The following is a 16,404-nucleotide window of genomic DNA, read 5'->3' on the forward strand; positions in this document are numbered from 1 at the left end:
TGATGGCGGAAAGTGAAGTCTTTGGAAGTCTTCGCTTGTCTGCCCATCCGAACATCGGCCCCTTGTCCGGGCTTATCCGAAGAACTGGCCGCCGTTCACCTCGATCACTTGGCCGGTGATGTAGCCCGCCATCCGGCCGGAGGCGAGAAACAGGTAGGCGCCGACGCAATCCTCGGCCGTGCCCAGCCGCTTCAGGGGAATGCGGGCTGCCGTCTGGGCCAGCTTCTCCGGGGTGGAGTAGCGGTCGTGGAAATCGGTGGCGACGGTGCCGGGGGACACGGCGTTGACGCGGATGCCGTGCGGAGCCAGTTCGGTCGCCAGCGACCGTGCGAGGCTGGCCTGGAACGCCTTGGCCGCGCTGTACAGCGCCGAACCGGGGCTGCCGCCGGTGCGCCCGGAGATGGAGCCGGTGTTGACGATGGCGCCGCGCGAGTCGATCAGGGCCGGCAGGGCGGTGCGGCTGGCGATCACGGCCGACGCCGCGTTCAGGTCGAACTGGCGTTGCAGGAAATCGTCGTCGATGTCGGCCAGCCCGACGCGGCCCAGCATGGTGCCGGCGTTGTTGATCAGCACGTCCAGCCCGCCCAGCGCCCCGATCCCGCGCTCCACCACGCCCCGCACCTGGGCGCGGTCGGCGAAGTCGCCGGCCAGCGGCACCACGCCCCGTCCCATCCGGGCGGCCTGCGCGGTCACGGCGGCCTCGTCGCGGCCATGGATCGCGACCGACGCGCCGAGATCGGCGAAGGCGGCGGCCACGGCGGCGCCGATGCCCCGGCTGCTGCCGGTCACCAGCACGCGCTTGCCCCGGAATTCCTGGGCCAGGAGGTCGGCCGGCCAAGCCGGGGCGGCGGGGGTGGGGTTGGTCATGGTGGGTCTCCCTGTTTTCGGATTCGAATATCCGATTGGTCGATTGTGTTCGGTGCGGATGATACGGGCCGGCGGAGTGGAGCGTCAACGCGGCGGCGCTGAAAGTCTCCTTTGGGATTGTTCTGACGGAACGAACAGAGTTGTCCGGACAATCGGATTTATCCCTGTGGAAGGAACTCTTAACTTTTGTCTCACGGACGGCGCACCGAACGCCGTTCCTCCGATCCTCCGCCCCCCGACGCGGGGCGCGCTTTCAAACGCAGTTTCAAACATGGAGATCATCATGGTCGTCCGCACCATCGCCGCCGCCGCTCTGTCCGCCGCCGTCCTGTTCTCGGGCGCCGCCTTCGCCGCTTCCGCCGGCTTCGACGCCCTGCTGGCCGACACCCGCGCCGCCGCCGTCGGCGTCACCGCCTCCCAAGCCGACCGCAGCGAGCGCGACCTCGCCAACACCTACATCACGATGGCCCGGTCGCTGGCCGCCCAGGGGCAGGAGGCCAAGGCCCTCGACCTCCTGAACTTCGCCCGCGGCAAGCTGGGGCTGGCCGGTCTGGAGCCGGCGGCGGACGCCAACCGCCTCGCGTCGGGCAAGCCGGTGGTCCAAGTGGGCGAGGTCGCCCCCCACAACTCGGCGCATTGACACCGCGCCCCTCAGGCTGAAGCCCGTCGATCGCCTCCCCGCCGTGGACCGGGTTCGCCCGTCGCCTCACGGCGGGGACGATCGCTTTTCCCGTTGCCGGTAGCCCTCATGGGCGAGCAGCCAGTCCTTCCGCTGAAGTCCGCCGCCGTAGCCGGTGAGGGTTCCGTCGGTTCCGACGACGCGGTGGCAGGGCACGACGACGCCCACCGGGTTTGCCCCGTTGGCGTGCCCCACCGCCCGCACCGCCGTCGGGCGGCCGATCCGCCGGGCCAGCTCCGCGTAGGTGATCGCCGCCCCGCAGGGGATGGCGCGCAGGGCTTCCCACACCGACCGCTGGAAGGCGGTGCCGCCGGTGCGCACCGGCAGCCGGTCGATGACGGCGTGGTCGCCCGCGAAATAGGCGGCCATCGCGGAGGTCAGGCCGGACGGGTCGCGGGACGGGCGCAGGGACAGGCCCGCGCCGTAATGCAGGCGCAGCAGCCGGTGCATGCGCGGCTCGTGCTCCGTCCAATCGACGGCGCGCAGATGGCCGTCCTCGTCGGCGACGACGATCAGTTCGCCGATGGGCGTTTCGGTGCGGTCGATCAGCAGAGTCGGCGGCTCGGCCATGCCGGAACTCCTCTTGCGGATGGGGCCTCGGGGATGGGGAGGGTCCGGCACGATTCCACATCCGGCGCGCCCTTTCCAGGCGGAGCTACGCCCTTTGCTCCAACGACCGATGACCCAGGGATTGCGGCGCTTGCCGAAAATCAAGGCAGGCGCGTTCCGCCCAAGCGCTTGATTCCTTGAGTTTCCCCCTGCGATCGGCGGGGCTTTCCACGACCGTTCGGCCGCATCGCTGCAAAAACAGGCGCCGAAAGGCAGAGTTGCGTGCACAAAGCATGGCTGCCATGATTGTCCAAGGCGTCAATTCTTGACCGGACAGTCAGCTTTTCCGCCGCTGTGCCCCGCCCTGTTTCGCTTGGCACACGGGTTGCTGAGGTTCCGCAAGCCACGCCGCTAGCGAACCAGGGGAAGCCATCCGCCATGACCCTCACCGCTGACATTCCGCCCTCGCCTTATGCCGATCTCACGCCGCCCCTGACGGCGGTGCAGGCGCTCGCCGAATCCAACCGCTGCCTGTTCTGCTACGACGCCGCCTGCGTCCGCGCCTGTCCGACCGGCATCGACATTCCGGCCTTCATCCGCTCCATCGCCACCGGCAACCTGCGCGGCGCGGCGCGGACGATCCTGTCGGAAAACATCATGGGCGGCACCTGCGGCCGCGTCTGCCCGACCGAGACCCTGTGCGAGCAGGCCTGCGTCCGCAACACGGCGGAGGAGCGCCCGGTCGCCATCGGCCGCCTGCAACGCCACGCCACCGACCGCCTGCTGAGCACCGCCACGGTCCATCCCTTCGCCCGCGCCGAGGCGACCGGCAGGCGGATCGCCGTGGTCGGCGCCGGCCCGGCCGGTCTGGCTTGCGCGCACCGCCTCGCCATGCTCGGCCACGCGGTGACGGTGTTCGAGGCCAAGCCGAAGGCCGGCGGGCTGAACGAATACGGCCTCGCCCCCTACAAGATGGCCGACGACTTCGCCCAGCGCGAGGTCGCCTTCATCCTCGGCATCGGCGGAATCGCGGTCGAGCATGGCCGCCGGCTGGGCGCCGACCTGTCGCTGGAAGAACTGCAAAAGGATTTTGACGCGGTGTTCCTCGGCGTCGGGCTGGGCGGCAACAACCGTCTTGGCATCCCCGGTGAGGGGCGGCCGGGCGTGGAGGACGCGACGGCCTTCATCGAGCGGGTGCGGCAGGCGACGCCGCAAGCCCCGGTGGCGGTCGGGCGCCGGGTGGTGGTGATCGGTGGCGGCAACACCGCCGTGGACGCCGCCATCCAGGCCAAGCGGCTGGGGGCCGAGACGGTGACGCTGGTCTACCGGCGCGGGCGCGGCCAGATGGGCGCCACGCCGTGGGAGCAGGAGCTGGCGCAGACCAACGGCGTGGTGCTGGTGACCTTCGCGGCGCCCGTGGGCATCAACGACGGCGGCGTCACCTTCGAGCGCACCCGGCTGGAGGAGGGCAAACTGGCGGGCACCGGCGAGACCTTCACCATCGCCGCCGACACGGTGCTGAAGGCGGTCGGCCAGACGCTGGACCGTGCGGCGCTGGCGGGCGTCACGCTGGCCGGTGGCAAGATCGCCGTGGACGAGGGCTACCGCACGACGCTGGCGAAGGTCTTCGCGGGTGGCGACTGCGTCGCGTCGGGCGCGGATCTGACCGTCCAGTCGGTGCAGGACGGCAAGCTCGCCGCCCTGTCGATCCACCGCCACCTAAGCGCCGCCCTTCAAGCCGCCCCCATCGAAACCGCCTGAGACGGGAGCCGAACCATGGCCGACCTGCGCAGCACCATCGCCGGCATCCGCTCGCCGAACCCGTTCTGGCTGGCCTCCGCGCCGCCGACCGACAAGCTGACCAACGTCGTCCGCGCCTTCCGGGCCGGCTGGGGCGGGGTGGTGTGGAAGACGCTGGGCGAGGATCCGCCCGTCGTCAACGTGTCCAGCCGCTACGGCGCCCATCTCGACAACGAGCGCCGGCTGATCGGGCTCAACAACATCGAACTGATCTCCGACCGGCCGCTGGAGGTCAACCTCCAGGAGATCGTCCAGGTCAAGCGCGACTGGCCCGACCGCGCGATGGTCGTCTCGCTGATGGCCCGCATCGAGGAGGAGGCCTGGGCCGGTCTGGCCCGCCGCATCGCCGACACCGGCGCGGCGGACGGGCTGGAGCTGAATCTCGGCTGCCCGCACGGCATGTGCGAGCGCGGCATGGGATCGGCCATCGGGCAGGTGCCGGAGATGGTCGAGCAGGTCACCCGCTGGGTCAAGAACACCACCCGCCTGCCGGTGATCGTCAAGCTGACCCCCAACATCACCAACATCCTGTGGTCGGCCGAGGCCGCCAGGCGCGGCGGCGCCGACGCGGTGTCGCTGATCAACACGGTGAACTCCATCGTCGCGGTCGATCTCGACGCGATGGCGCCGACCCCGGTGGTGGACGGCAAGGGCAGCCACGGCGGCTATTGCGGCCCTGCGGTCAAGCCCATCGCGCTCAACATGGTGGCCGAGATCGCCCGCAACCCGGACACGGCGCGGCTGCCGATCTCCGGCATCGGCGGCGTCAACACGTGGCGCGACGCGGCGGAATTCCTGGCGCTCGGCGCCACCAACGTGCAGGTCTGCACCGCCGCCATGACCTACGGCTTCAAGATCGTCGAGGACATGATCGACGGCCTGTCGAACTGGATGGACGACAAGGGTTACGCCAGCCTCGACCATGTGATCGGGCGCGCGGTGCGCAACACGGTCAACTGGAACGACCTGAACATGAACTTCTCGACCAAGGCGGTGATCGACCCCGCCTTGTGTATCGACTGCGGGCGCTGCCACATCGTCTGCGAGGACACCTCGCATCAGGCGATCCGCATCGACCAGGGGGATGGACGCCGGATCTTCACGGTGGTCAACGAGGAGTGCGTGGGCTGCAACCTGTGCTCCCACGTCTGCCCGGTGCCGGACTGCATCACCATGACACCGGAACAGAACAACCTGCCCTATGTGACGTGGCCCGAGGACGCCCGAAACCCGATGCGCGTGCCCCGCCCCGCCCCCGTCGCCGCCGAATAAGAAAACCGGGAGAGTTTCACGATGTCCTACCCGCAGAATGTCGCCGTGAACGGTTCGCGCCTGTGGCAGAGCCTGATGGACATGGCGCAGGTCGGCGCGACGCCCAAGGGCGGCGTGTGTCGGCTGGCCCTGACCGACATCGACAAGGAAGGTCGCGACCTGTTCGTGCGCTGGTGCGAGGAGGCCGGCTGCACGGTGTCGGTGGACCGGATGGGCAACATCTTCGCCCGCCGCGCCGGGCGCGACGACACCCTCCCGCCGATCATCATGGGCAGCCATCTCGACAGCCAGCCGACCGGCGGCAAATATGACGGCGTCTACGGCGTGCTGGCCGGGCTGGAGGTGGTGCGCAGCCTGAACGACCTGGGCTACGTCACCGAGGCTCCCGTGGAGGTCGCGGTCTGGACCAACGAGGAGGGCTCACGCTTCGCCCCGGCGATGGTGTCGTCCGGCGTCTTCGCCGGCGTGTTCGATCTGGACTACGGCTTGTCGCGCGCCGATCTGGACGGCAGGACGATGGGCGAGGAGCTGGCGCGCATCGGCTACGCCGGGGAACTGCCGGTCGGCGGGCGCAAGGTCGGCGCCTATTTCGAGGCCCACATCGAGCAGGGACCGATCCTGGAGGCCGAGGGCAAGACCATCGGCGTCGTCACCGACTGCCAGGGGCAGCGCTGGTACGAGATCACCTTCACCGGCCAGGAGGCGCACGCCGGGCCGACGCCGATGACGCGGCGCAAGGACGCGCTGCTGGGCGCGGCGCGGGTGGTGGACGCGGTCAACCGCATCGGGCTGAAATACGGCCCCTTCGCCTGCGCCACGGTCGGGCTGATGCAGATCCACCCGAACTCGCGCAACGTCATTCCGGGCCGGGTCTTCTTCACCGTGGACTTCCGCCACCCCGACGATTCGATCCTCGCCGCGATGGACGGCGAGCTGCGCGCCGCCGTGGCGGAGATCGCGGACGGGATCGGGCTGGACAGCGACTTCCAGCAGATCTGGTACTACGCGCCGATCCGTTTCGACGCCGATTGCGTGGCGGCGGTGCGCCAGGGGGTGGAGCGGACCGGCCATTCCTTCCGCGACATCGTGTCGGGCGCCGGGCACGACGCCTGCTACCTGTCGAAGGTCGCGCCGACCGCCATGGTCTTCATCCCCTGCATCGACGGCATCAGCCACAACGAGATCGAGGAGACCACCCCGGAATGGGTGACCGCCGGCTGCGAGGTGCTGCTGCACGCCGTGCTGGAGCGCGCGAACGCCAAGGCGGAATGATGCCTTCCTCCTCCATCGCCACCGACACCCCCCTGCCCGGCCGCATCCGGCGCGAGAATGGCGAGCGCATCCTCAAGGCGGCGGAGTTGGTCTTCGCCGAGGCGGGGTTCGCCGGCGCCACCATGGCCGACATCGCCGACCGGGCCGGTCTGCCCAAGGCCAACCTGCATTATTACTTCGGCACCAAGGAGGAGCTCTACCGCGCGGTGCTCGACAACATCCTGCGGCTGTGGCTGTCGCCCATCGACGCGATCACCCCCGACGCCGACCCGGCCAAGGCGCTGACCGCCTACGTCACCGCCAAGCTGGAGGCGTCGCGCACCCGCCCCCACGCCTCCAAGGTCTTCGCCAACGAGATGCTGCACGGCGCGACCCAGATCGAGCGCTTCCTGGCCGAGGATCTGCGCCGGCTGGTGGACGACAAGGCCGCCGTCATCGACGGCTGGGTGGCGGCGGGCCGGGTGGCGCCGCTCGACGCCCGGCAGTTCCTGTTCATGATCTGGGCGGTGACCCAGCACTACGCCGATTTCGACGTCCAGGTCCGCAAGGTTATGGGCCGCCGCACCCTGACGCGCCAGGACTTCGCCCACATCACCGCCGAGGTCCTGCGGCTCATCCTGCGCGCCGCCGGGCTTCCCGACACCCCTCCACATCCGTCCAACGCATAAGCAAGGGAGCGCCTTCCATGGGCATCGTCATCCGTGGCGGAACCGTCGTCACCGCCGAACAGACCACGCGCGCCGACGTCTATTGCGAGGACGGAACGATCAAGGCGGTGGGCGCGGCCCTGGATGTCCCGGCCGGGGCGGAGGTGGTGGAGGCTGGGGGTTGCTACGTCATGCCGGGCGGCATCGACCCGCACACCCACATGGAACTGCCCTTTATGGGCACGGTGACGACCGAGGACTTCTTCAGCGGCACCGCCGCCGGTTTCGCGGGCGGAACGACCACGATCATCGACTTCGTCATTCCGAACCCGAAACAGAGCCTGATGGAGGCTTACCACACGTGGCGCGGCTGGGCGGAAAAGGCGGCCGGCGACTATTCCTTCCACGTCGCGGTGACGTGGTGGGACGAGAGCGTGCGCGCCGACATGGGAACCTTGGTCGCCGACCACGGGGTGAACAGCTTCAAGCATTTCATGGCCTACAAGAACGCCATCATGGCCGACGACGAGACGCTGGTGAACAGCTTCCAGCGCTGCCTGGAACTGGGCGCCATCCCGACCGTCCACGCCGAGAACGGCGAACTGGTCTTCCAGCTCCAGAAGAAGCTGCTGGCCCAGGGGATGACCGGGCCGGAGGCGCACCCCCTCTCCCGCCCGCCCGAGGTCGAGGGTGAGGCCGCCAACCGGGCCATCCAGGTCGCCAAGGTGTTCGGCGTGCCGGTCTACATCGTCCACGTCTCGGCGAAGGAGGCGCTGGCGGCCATCGAACGCGGCCAGAACGACGGGCAGCGCGTGTTCGGCGAGGTGCTGGCCGGCCATCTCCTGCTGGACGACGCCGTCTACCGCAGCCCCGACTGGGACTTCGCCGCCGGCCACGTCATGAGCCCCCCCTTCCGCCCGAAGGAGCATCAGGAGGCGCTCTGGCGCGGCCTCCAGGCGGGGCGGCTGCACACGACGGCGACCGACCATTGCTGCTTCTGCGCCGAGCAGAAGGCGATGGGGAAGGACGACTTCACCAAGATCCCGAACGGCACCGCCGGCATCGAGGACCGCATGACCGCGCTGTGGACCCACGGCGTCAACACCGGCCGGCTGACGATGAACGAGTTCGTCGCGGTGACCTCGGCCAACGCGGCCAAGATCTTCAACCTCTACCCGCGCAAGGGCTCGGTCGCCGTCGGGGCCGACGCCGATCTGGTGGTGTGGGACCCGAAGGCGACCAAGACCATCTCGGCCAGGACCCAGATGCAGAAGGTCGGCCTGAACATCTTCGAGGGCATGGAGGTCACCGGCCTGCCGGTCTACACGTTGAGCCAGGGGAGGATCGTCCACGCGCTGGGCGAAAGCCGTGCGGTGCGCGGCGCCGGCCGCTACGTCAACCGTCCGGCCTTCCCGCCGGTGTACGAGGCGGTCGCCAAGCGCAACGCGCTGACCATGGCGAAGCCCGTGGAGCGGTAATTCAAGCCCTTCTCCCCTTGCGGGAGAAGGGTTGGCATGAGGGGTATTCGCCGAAGGCGAAATCAGTTTGCGCCCCCTCACCCCAACCCCTCTCCCGCAAGGGGAGAAGGGCGCTAAAAATGCTCCGAAGCTCTTTACGAATACCGGATCCGTACGGCGTCAGCGGCTTGGCGGGCGCGGGCGCGGGCGTCGTCGGTGGTCGTGCCGGCGGCGAGCGCCACGCCCATGCGGCGGTTCTTGCGCGTCGTCGGCTTGCCGAACAGCCGCACGTCCACCTCGTGCTCCGCCGTGCCGAGGCGAAGCGCGTCCGCCAGCCCCTCGATGGCGAAGCTCTCGGCCTCGCGGTCGGCGAGGATCACGGCCGAGGCCGTGGGGCCGTGCAGGCGGATGCGGGGGATCGGCAGGCCGAGGATGGCGCGGGTGTGCAGGTCGAACTCCGACAGGGTCTGCGACAGCAGCGTCACCATGCCGGTGTCGTGCGGGCGCGGCGACAGTTCGGAGAAGATCACCTCGTCGGCCGTGACGAAGAACTCGACGCCGAAGATGCCGTAGCCGCCGAGGTTGTCCACGACCTGGGCCGCCATCGCCTTGGCGTCGTCCAGCAACTGCGGGTGCATGGCGACCGGCTGCCAGGATTCCTGGTAGTCGCCGCGCTCCTGCCGGTGGCCGATCGGCTCGCAGTACAACACGCCGTCGCGGGTGCGGACGGTCAGCAGGGTGATCTCGTACTCGAAGGCCACGAACTCCTCGACGATGACCTTCCGGCGGTCGCCGCGCATGTTCGCCACCGCGTAGTCCCAGGCCGCCTCCAGCTCCGCCGCCGTGCGGACGGTGCTCTGGCCCTTGCCCGACGACGACATCACCGGCTTGATGACGCAGGGGAAGCCGGTGTGTCCGGCGCCCGCCACCACCTCCTCCAGGCTTTCGGCGTAGCGGTATTTGGAGGTGCGCAGGCCCAGCTCCGCCGCCGCCACCTCGCGGATGCGGTCGCGGTTCATCGTCATGGTGGTGGCTCTGGCCGAGGGGACGACCGTGGTGCCGGCCTCCTCGAACTCGTGCAGCACCTCGGTGCGGATCGCCTCGACCTCCGGGACGATGTAGTCCGGGCGGTGCTTGGCGATGGCCGCGCGCAACGCGTCGGCGTCGAGCATCGAGAACACCTCGGCGGCGTCGGCCACCTGCATGGCCGGCGCGTCGGCGTAGCTGTCGCAGGCGACGACTTGGCAGCCCAGCCGCTTGGCCGAAATGACGAACTCCTTGCCGAGCTCCCCCGAACCGAGAAGGAGGATTTTGGCCGTGAACATGCGTGAACTCCCGTGACAGCACCGTCGCCCCGACCATAGGTCCTCGCGGCCGTCCGGCCAAGAGGGTGATCGGGGCGGCGGCTCCGTTCAGGCCGTCACGCCACTCCGGTCACACCAGACCGGCGCGGCTGAAGGGCAGGCTTTGCAGCGGCTGGCCGGTCACCGAGAACACCGCGTTCGCCACGGCGGGCGCGGAGGTCGGGACGCCCGGCTCGCCGGCCCCGGTCGGGCGCTCGGCCGAGGGCACGATGTGGACCTCGACGGCCGGCATGTCGGACATGCGCAGCGGCAGGAAGCCGTCGAAGTTGCCCTGGTCGACCAGACCGTCGGTCATCGTGATCTCGCCGCGCAGCGCGTGGCCGATGCCCCAGCCGGTGCCGCCCTCCATCTGCGCCTTCACGATGTCGGGGTTGATGACCCGGCCGCAGTCGATGGCGACGACGACGCGGTCCACCGTGACGTGGCCCTTGTCGTTCACCGTCACCTCGGCGACGTGGGCGACGAAGGTGTTGAAGCTCTCGTGCACGGCGATGCCGCGCCCCTTGCCCTTGGGCATCGGCTTGTCCCAGCCGGCCTTCTCCGCCGCCAGCGTCAGCACGCCGGCCAGACGCGGGTGGTCCTTCAGCATCGCCAGCCGGAAGGCCAGCGGATCCTTCCCGGCCGCCTTGGCGAGGCGGTCGATCATCACCTCCTTGGCGTAGGCGGTGTGGGTGTGCCCGACCGAGCGCCACCACAGCGTCGTCACCGGCGAAGCCGGGCTGTGCGCGTCGACCGCGAGATTCGGCACGGCGTAGGCCATGTCCGAGGCGCCCTCGACCATCGTGGCGTCCACGCCGTTCTTGACCATGACCGGTTCGAACGGGGTTCCGGCCATGAAGCTCTGGCCGACGATGCGCTGCTGCCACGCCACCAGCGCGCCGGACTTGTCCACCGCCGCCTTGACGCTGTGCAGGAACAGCGGGCGGTAGCGGCCGCCCTTGATGTCGTCCTCGCGCGTCCACACCAGATGCACCGGCGCCTTGCCGTAGGCCTTGGCGACGGTCACCGCCTCGGCGATGTAGTCGGCGGTGGTGGTGGCCCGGCGGCCGAAGCTGCCGCCCGCCCACTGGGTCTCGATCTTCACCTGCTCGGGCTTGCAGCCCAGGATGTGGGCGGCGACCGGCTGCTCGACCCCCTGGAACTGCGAGCCGGCCCAGATGGTGCAGCCGCCCTCCGGGTTCAGCGCGACCACGGCGTTCAGCGGCTCCATCGGCGCGTGGGCGAGGTAGGGGAAGGTGAATTCCGCCTCCACCACCGTCACGTCCCCGGCGAAGACCTTGCCCACGTCGCCCTTGTTGGCGGCGACGGCGCCCGGCGTGGCGGCCAGCTTGCGGTAGTCGGCCAGCATCTGGTCGGTGCCGCGCGTCTCGGCCTTCGAATCGTCCCAGGTGATCTTCAGCGCCTCGCGGCCCTGGATCGCCACCCAGGTGTTCTTGGCGATCACCGCGACGCCGACCGGCAGGGTCAGCACGTCGAGGACGCCCGGAACCGCGCGGGCGGCCGTGTCATCGACGCTCTTGACCGTCCCGCCGAAGCGCGGCGAGCGGGCGAGCACCGCCGTCACCTGCCCCGGACGGCGGATGTCCATGGCGAAGACGGCGCTGCCGTCGGTCTTGCTGGCGTGGTCGAGCCGGTGGAGGTCCGGCTTGCCGATCAGCACGTAGTCCTTGGGGTCCTTCAGCGCCACGCTCTGCGGCACCGGCAGCTTGGCGGCGTCCTCGGCCAGCTCGCCGAAGGTGAAGCGGCGGTTGGACTTGGCGTGCGACACGACGCCCTTGGCCACCGTGACCTCGCCCGCCGGAACGCTCCAGCGCGCGGCGGCGGTGGCGACCAGCATGGCGCGGGCGGCGGCGCCGGCCATGCGCAGCTCGTCCCAGCTGTTGGCGATGGCGGTCGAGCCGCCGGTGCCCTGGATGCCGAAGAAGTGGTTGCCGTAGAGCTTGCTGTCGGCCGGGGCGAAGGCGCCGCGCACCTGCGCCCAGTCGGCGTCCAGCTCCTCCGCGACGATGGTGGCCAGCCCGGTGACGATGCCCTGCCCCTTGTCGAGATGCTTGGCCAGCACCGTCACCGTGTTGTCCGGCGCGACGATGACGAAGGCGTGCGGGCGCGGGTCGGCCGGGCCGACGATGCCGGCGGGCGCGCCCCCGGCGGCCAGCACCGGAAGCGGCAGATGCGCGCCGACCACCAGCGCCCCGCCGGCCCCGGCGAGCTTCAGGAAGGAACGGCGCGAGGGGGCGGCCAGCATGGTCAGCGGACGGACGGCGCCGCCCTCCGGGAAGCCCGAGGCGGCGGCCTGACGGATCAGATGGTGCAGCATGGGTCAGGCCCTCATGGTCTGGGCGGCGTCCTTGATGGCGGCCCGGATGCGGATGTAGGTCGCGCAGCGGCAGACGTTGCCGTCCATCGCGGCGTCGATGTCGTCGTCGCTCGGGTTCTGGTTGTCGGTCAGCAGCGCCACCGCGCTCATGATCTGGCCCGACTGGCAGTAGCCGCACTGGACCACGTCCAGCTTTTGCCACGCCGCCTGCACGGCCTTGGCGGCCTTGCCCTGGACGCCCTCGATGGTGGTGATCTTGGCGTCGGCGCCGAGCGAGCCGACCGGCGTCTGGCAGGCCCGCGCCGGCGCGCCGTCCACATGCACGGTGCAGGCGCCGCATTGCGCGATGCCGCAGCCGAACTTGGTGCCGGTCATGTTCAGCTCGTCCCGCAGGACCCACAGCAACGGCATGTCGTCCGGAACGTCGACCTGCCGCTTCTCTCCGTTGACGGTGATGGTGATCATGATCTCTCTCTGCTCCCTGTGCGGAACCCGGTTCGGTCCCGATGGCCCGGTTCGGGCTTTGACGAAACTGGACGCTTCTTACGCAGCGCGACGGCTGGCGGTTTATGGTTGGCGGTTTATTGGCCCACGGCGTGTTGACAGGGCGCGCGCATCGCCCATTCGGCGCAGCCCGCCGCCGCCACGGCGACCGCCAGCGACAGCGCCGGCAGCCAGACCCCGCCGAACGCGGCATGGGCGAGTCCGCCCAGCGACGAGCCGGCGGCCATCCCGATGTAGATCGCCGCCGAGTTCAGCCCGAGCGCCACCGCCGTGCGGTCGCCGGCCACGCCGACCAGCCGCTTCTGCTGCGGGGTCATCAGCATCAGCGAGAACACCGCCCAGACGGCCAACGCCACCAGGGCGAGCGCGTAGCTGGGGGCGGCCATCAGCGCCACGAAGGACACCGCCAGCCCGGCGAAGGACACCCGGATCAGAATGTTCGGGCCGACCCGGTCCGACAGCCGCCCGGCGACGGCGTTGCCGATCACGCCCGAGGCGCCGAACACCAGCAGCGCCAGCGAGACGCGGTCGGCGCCGCTGCCGAACCGCTCGGCCAGATAGGCCGCGAGCAGGGCGTAGGTCACGAACTGGGCCAGCATCTGCAACTGGCTCGCCAGGATGCCGAAGCCGACCGCGCGCCGGGCCAGCAGCGCCGCCACGTCGCCCAGCCCCAGCCGGGCGCGCCCGGCGCCGATGCCGCGCGGCACCCAAAGCCGCGCGGCGACGGCGGTCAGCAGCCCGAGCCCGGCGACCAGCAGGAACACGGTGCGCCAGGACAGATGCGCGCCGAGCCAGGCGGCCAGCGGCACCCCCAGCACGGTCGCCAGCGTCATACCGCCGAAGACGGTGCCGAGCGCCCGGCCGCGTCGTTCCGCCGGCACCAGCGCCGCCCCGATGGCCGAGGCCGAGGGGCCGACCAGCGCGGCGGCGGCCCCGCTGGCGATGCGGGCGGCGACCGCGCCGCCGTAGCTGGTGGACAGCCCGGTGGCGACGGCGCCTCCGGCCAGCAGCACCAGCCCGGCGGTCAGCAGCGTCGGCAGCGGCCAGCGCGTCGCCCAGGCCTGGGCCAGCGGAGCGGCGACGGCGAAGGACAGGGCGAAGGCGGTGACCAGCCCGGCCGCCGCCCCCGGCGACACGCCGAGGTCGCCGCCGATCGCGCCCAGCACGCCGACGACCGCCAGCGAGGTGACGCCGACCACGAAATAGGCGAGCGACAGCAGCAACAGCGCCGTTGTCTCGGCCCGTGCGGCGGCCTTGTTCGCCGTGGCAGGGCCGGCCGTGTTGAGAATGGCGTCGGTGGTCATGCGTGTCTGGAGCGTTCCTGGCAACGGGCTGGGACGGCGGGCTGGGACGGCGGGCTGGGACTGGACAGAGTACGCCGCAGCGCACATCATGAACAAGACAGGCCACGTTCATATCGTCATGAAAACCATTCATAGCCCTGCCCTGGATTTGAACCTCATCAAGGTGTTCGACGCCCTGCTGGAGGCGCGCAGCGTCTCGCGCGCGGCCGACGCGCTGGGCGTCAGCCAGTCGGCGGTCAGCCATGCGCTGGGGCGGCTGCGGAGCTTGGTCGGCGACCCGCTCTTCGTGCGGACCGGCAACCGGATGGAGCCGACGCCGCGCGCCCAGCGGCTGGCCGAGCCGCTGCGCGACCTGCTGCTGGGCGCGGCGCGGGCGCTGTCGGTGGAGGAGACCTTCGATCCCTGCCGGGAGGAGCGCAGCTTCACCCTCAGCGCGTCGGATTCGCTGCAGGCGGTGCTGCTGACCGGCATCCTACGCGACGCCGACAAGCTGCGGGTGTCGGTCGCGCTGAAGAGCCTGGATCCGGACGCCATGCTCGACGCGCTGGACGACGGCACCGTCGACCTCGCCATCGGCTACATGCCGGAGGTGCGGCGCTGGCACGACCGCCAGTTCCTCTACTGCGAAAACCACGTCTGCCTGTTCGATCCGGCCTTGGTGCCGCTGACCCCGCCGATCAGCCTGGAGGAGTACACGCGCTACCCGCATCTGATGCCGTCGCTGCGCGGCGGGCTGACCAGCTTCGTGGACGACGAACTGCACGCGCTGGGAACGCGGCGGCGGGTGGCGGCCTCGACCACGCAGTTCGTCGCCATCCCGATGCTGCTGACCCGCACGCCGATGATCTCCACCCTGCCGGCCCGGCTGGCGCACGCCTGCGCGCGGACGATGGGTCTGGTCACCAGCCCCCTGCCCTTCGCCTCCTCCGACTTCGAGGTGTCGATGGCGTGGCACCGGCGCAACGCCGGCTCGCCCTCCCACGGCTGGCTGCGCCAGCGCATCGCCGAGGAGGCGGAGCGGCTGTGAGCGGAAGTCATACAAGCGGCCCCGGCGACTGGGTGGCGATGCGGCGCGACGCGGAGACCGGGATCGAATCCATCCGCGCCCATTTCAAGGGCCACGCCTATGAGCCCCACGACCACGACGAGGCGCTGGTCGGGGTGACCGAGCAGGGCGTCCAGGAGTTCCGCTGCCGCCGCCGGACCCACACCAGCACCGCCGGCCGGGTCATCCTGATCGAGCCCGGCGAGACCCACGACGGCCACAGTCCGCGCGTCGAGGGCTTCACCTACGCCATGCTGTACCTGCCGCAACGGCTGGTCGCGGAGCGGATGGACGGGCTGCGGGGGTTTGGCATGCGGGCGGCGGGATTGGGCTTCCGCGACACGCTGGCCGACGACCCGTTGCTGGCGGCGGCGATCCGCAACGCCTTTTGGGCCGTGCACGAGGGAGAGGGACGGCTGGCGCGCGATCTCGGGACGGACCGGCTGATCGGCCGGCTGGCGGCGCGGCTGGCCGGGCACGCCTTTCCCCGCCCCGCCCCGGCGGCTGGGACGCAGTCGGCGGCGCTCCGCGCGCGCGACGCGCTGCACGACCGCATGGCCGAGGACGTCGGGCTGGAGGAACTGGCGATGGTGGCCGGGATCGACCGCTTCCGGCTGAACCGGCTGTTCCGCGACGTCTTCGGCCTGTCGCCCCACGCCTATCTGGTACGGCTGCGCCTCAAGGCGGCGCGGCGGCGGCTGGCGGCGGGGGAGAGTCCGGCGATGGTCGCGGCGGAGGTGGGTTTCGCCGACCAGAGCCATCTCGGCCGCTGGTTCCGCCGCGCCTACGGGATGACGCCCGCCGCCTACCGCCGGATCTGCACAAACGTTCCAGACTGACGGCCGGGGCTTCGGGCAGGGTTGGCGGCGAAGGAGAACCCCCATGCCCGAGAGCAACACCCTGTTCGACACCAAGGTCGCCCTCATCGTCCGCTCCGACCTCGCCGTCTGGCAGAAGCTGAACGTCGCGGCGTTCCTCGCCACCGGCATCGCCGCCGCCGCTCCCGACGCGCTGGGCGAGCCCTATGTGGACGCGGCGGGCCGGGTCTACGGGCGGATGCTCGGCCAGCCGATGCTGGTCTTCGCCGCCGACCGGGCGGGGCTGCACGCCACGCACGGACGCGCGGTGGAGCGCGAGTTGACCATCGTGCCCTATGTCGCCGCCATGTTCGAAACCGGCCACGACGCCGCCAACCGCGCCGTCTTCCTGGCCGGCGATCCGGAGGCCCCCGACTGGGTCGGGCTTGCCCTGCGCGGCCCCCGGAAGGCCGTCGACAAGGCGGTGAAGGGGCTGGCGCTGCACGGCTGAGCCCCTTCCTCCGTGTGCG

The 16,404-nt window shown here is 70.6% G+C and carries 15 protein-coding genes; 9 read left to right on the forward strand and 6 right to left on the reverse strand.

Translation table 11 applies throughout. The features are described from left to right. Positions 1–72: 72 nt before the first annotated feature. Positions 73–867: an SDR family NAD(P)-dependent oxidoreductase gene (locus EJ913_RS19375; protein WP_127000880.1), complete on the reverse strand. Its 795-nt coding sequence runs from the start codon at positions 865–867 to the stop codon at positions 73–75. A 271-nt stretch (positions 868–1,138) separates the two neighbouring features. Here EJ913_RS19375 and EJ913_RS31730 point away from each other — a divergent pair, with 271 nt between their 5' ends. Next, positions 1,139–1,507 carry a hypothetical protein gene (locus tag EJ913_RS31730; protein ID WP_211099010.1) on the forward strand — a complete coding sequence of 123 codons (369 nt, stop codon included), beginning with the start codon at positions 1,139–1,141 and terminating at the stop codon, positions 1,505–1,507. A 66-nt stretch (positions 1,508–1,573) separates the two neighbouring features. Here the strand turns inward: EJ913_RS31730 and ogt are convergent, their stop codons facing one another. Continuing rightward, positions 1,574–2,116 (reverse strand): methylated-DNA--[protein]-cysteine S-methyltransferase, encoded by a 543-nt coding sequence (gene ogt, locus EJ913_RS19385; RefSeq protein ID WP_127000882.1) that lies wholly within the window; start codon positions 2,114–2,116, stop codon positions 1,574–1,576. A gap of 417 nt (positions 2,117–2,533) precedes the next feature. Here ogt and EJ913_RS19390 point away from each other — a divergent pair, with 417 nt between their 5' ends. Genes EJ913_RS19390 through hydA form a run of 5 tightly spaced genes read left to right on the forward strand, consistent with a single transcriptional unit; the run spans position 2,534 to position 8,564 of the window. Then, entirely contained in the window at positions 2,534–3,856 is a 1,323-nt protein-coding gene (locus EJ913_RS19390; protein WP_127000884.1) for an NAD(P)-dependent oxidoreductase, read from the forward strand. Positions 3,857–3,871: 15 nt separating this feature from the next. Then, complete coding sequence (gene preA, locus EJ913_RS19395) at positions 3,872–5,167, forward strand: NAD-dependent dihydropyrimidine dehydrogenase subunit PreA (protein ID WP_127000886.1); 1,296 nt, start codon at positions 3,872–3,874, stop codon at positions 5,165–5,167. 21 nt (positions 5,168–5,188) lie between these two features. After that, the gene (locus EJ913_RS19400; protein WP_127000888.1) at positions 5,189–6,439 is read left to right on the forward strand and encodes a Zn-dependent hydrolase; all 1,251 of its coding nucleotides are present in this window, start codon (positions 5,189–5,191) and stop codon (positions 6,437–6,439) included. Further along, the gene (locus EJ913_RS19405) at positions 6,436–7,107 is read left to right on the forward strand and encodes a TetR/AcrR family transcriptional regulator (RefSeq protein WP_127000890.1); all 672 of its coding nucleotides are present in this window, start codon (positions 6,436–6,438) and stop codon (positions 7,105–7,107) included. The genes EJ913_RS19400 and EJ913_RS19405 overlap by 4 nt, the downstream gene beginning before the upstream one ends. A gap of 17 nt (positions 7,108–7,124) precedes the next feature. After that, positions 7,125–8,564: a dihydropyrimidinase gene (gene hydA, locus EJ913_RS19410; protein WP_127000892.1), complete on the forward strand. Its 1,440-nt coding sequence runs from the start codon at positions 7,125–7,127 to the stop codon at positions 8,562–8,564. A 134-nt stretch (positions 8,565–8,698) separates the two neighbouring features. On the opposite strand, the gene purT is transcribed toward hydA, so the two are convergent. The 4 genes from purT to EJ913_RS19430 form a co-directional block, all read right to left on the reverse strand. Next, complete coding sequence (gene purT / locus EJ913_RS19415) at positions 8,699–9,868, reverse strand: formate-dependent phosphoribosylglycinamide formyltransferase (protein ID WP_127000894.1); 1,170 nt, start codon at positions 9,866–9,868, stop codon at positions 8,699–8,701. A gap of 109 nt (positions 9,869–9,977) precedes the next feature. Further along, a complete protein-coding gene (locus EJ913_RS19420) occupies positions 9,978–12,224 on the reverse strand; it encodes a xanthine dehydrogenase family protein molybdopterin-binding subunit (RefSeq protein ID WP_127000896.1) in 2,247 nt (748 codons plus the stop codon). Between the two features lie 3 nt (positions 12,225–12,227). Further along, positions 12,228–12,689, reverse strand: coding sequence for a (2Fe-2S)-binding protein (locus EJ913_RS19425; RefSeq protein WP_127000898.1), 462 nt, complete (start codon positions 12,687–12,689; stop codon positions 12,228–12,230). Between the two features lie 116 nt (positions 12,690–12,805). Beyond that, on the reverse strand, positions 12,806–14,032 hold the full coding sequence (locus EJ913_RS19430; protein ID WP_185909851.1) for an MFS transporter: 1,227 nt from the start codon (positions 14,030–14,032) through the stop codon (positions 12,806–12,808). 118 nt (positions 14,033–14,150) lie between these two features. Here EJ913_RS19430 and EJ913_RS19435 point away from each other — a divergent pair, with 118 nt between their 5' ends. The 3 genes from EJ913_RS19435 to EJ913_RS19445 are packed head-to-tail and all read left to right on the forward strand — an operon-like array spanning position 14,151 to position 16,385. Next, entirely contained in the window at positions 14,151–15,059 is a 909-nt protein-coding gene (locus tag EJ913_RS19435; RefSeq protein WP_127000902.1) for a LysR family transcriptional regulator, read from the forward strand. Then, on the forward strand, positions 15,056–15,916 hold the full coding sequence (locus EJ913_RS19440) for an AraC family transcriptional regulator (protein WP_244939420.1): 861 nt from the start codon (positions 15,056–15,058) through the stop codon (positions 15,914–15,916). Before EJ913_RS19435 ends, EJ913_RS19440 begins: the two co-directional genes overlap by 4 nt. 43 nt (positions 15,917–15,959) lie before the next feature. After that, positions 15,960–16,385 carry a DUF2000 family protein gene (locus EJ913_RS19445; RefSeq protein WP_211099011.1) on the forward strand — a complete coding sequence of 142 codons (426 nt, stop codon included), beginning with the start codon at positions 15,960–15,962 and terminating at the stop codon, positions 16,383–16,385. Positions 16,386–16,404: the final 19 nt, after the last annotated feature.

The organism is Azospirillum doebereinerae (assembly GCF_003989665.1).
Lineage (GTDB): Bacteria > Pseudomonadota > Alphaproteobacteria > Azospirillales > Azospirillaceae > Azospirillum > Azospirillum doebereinerae.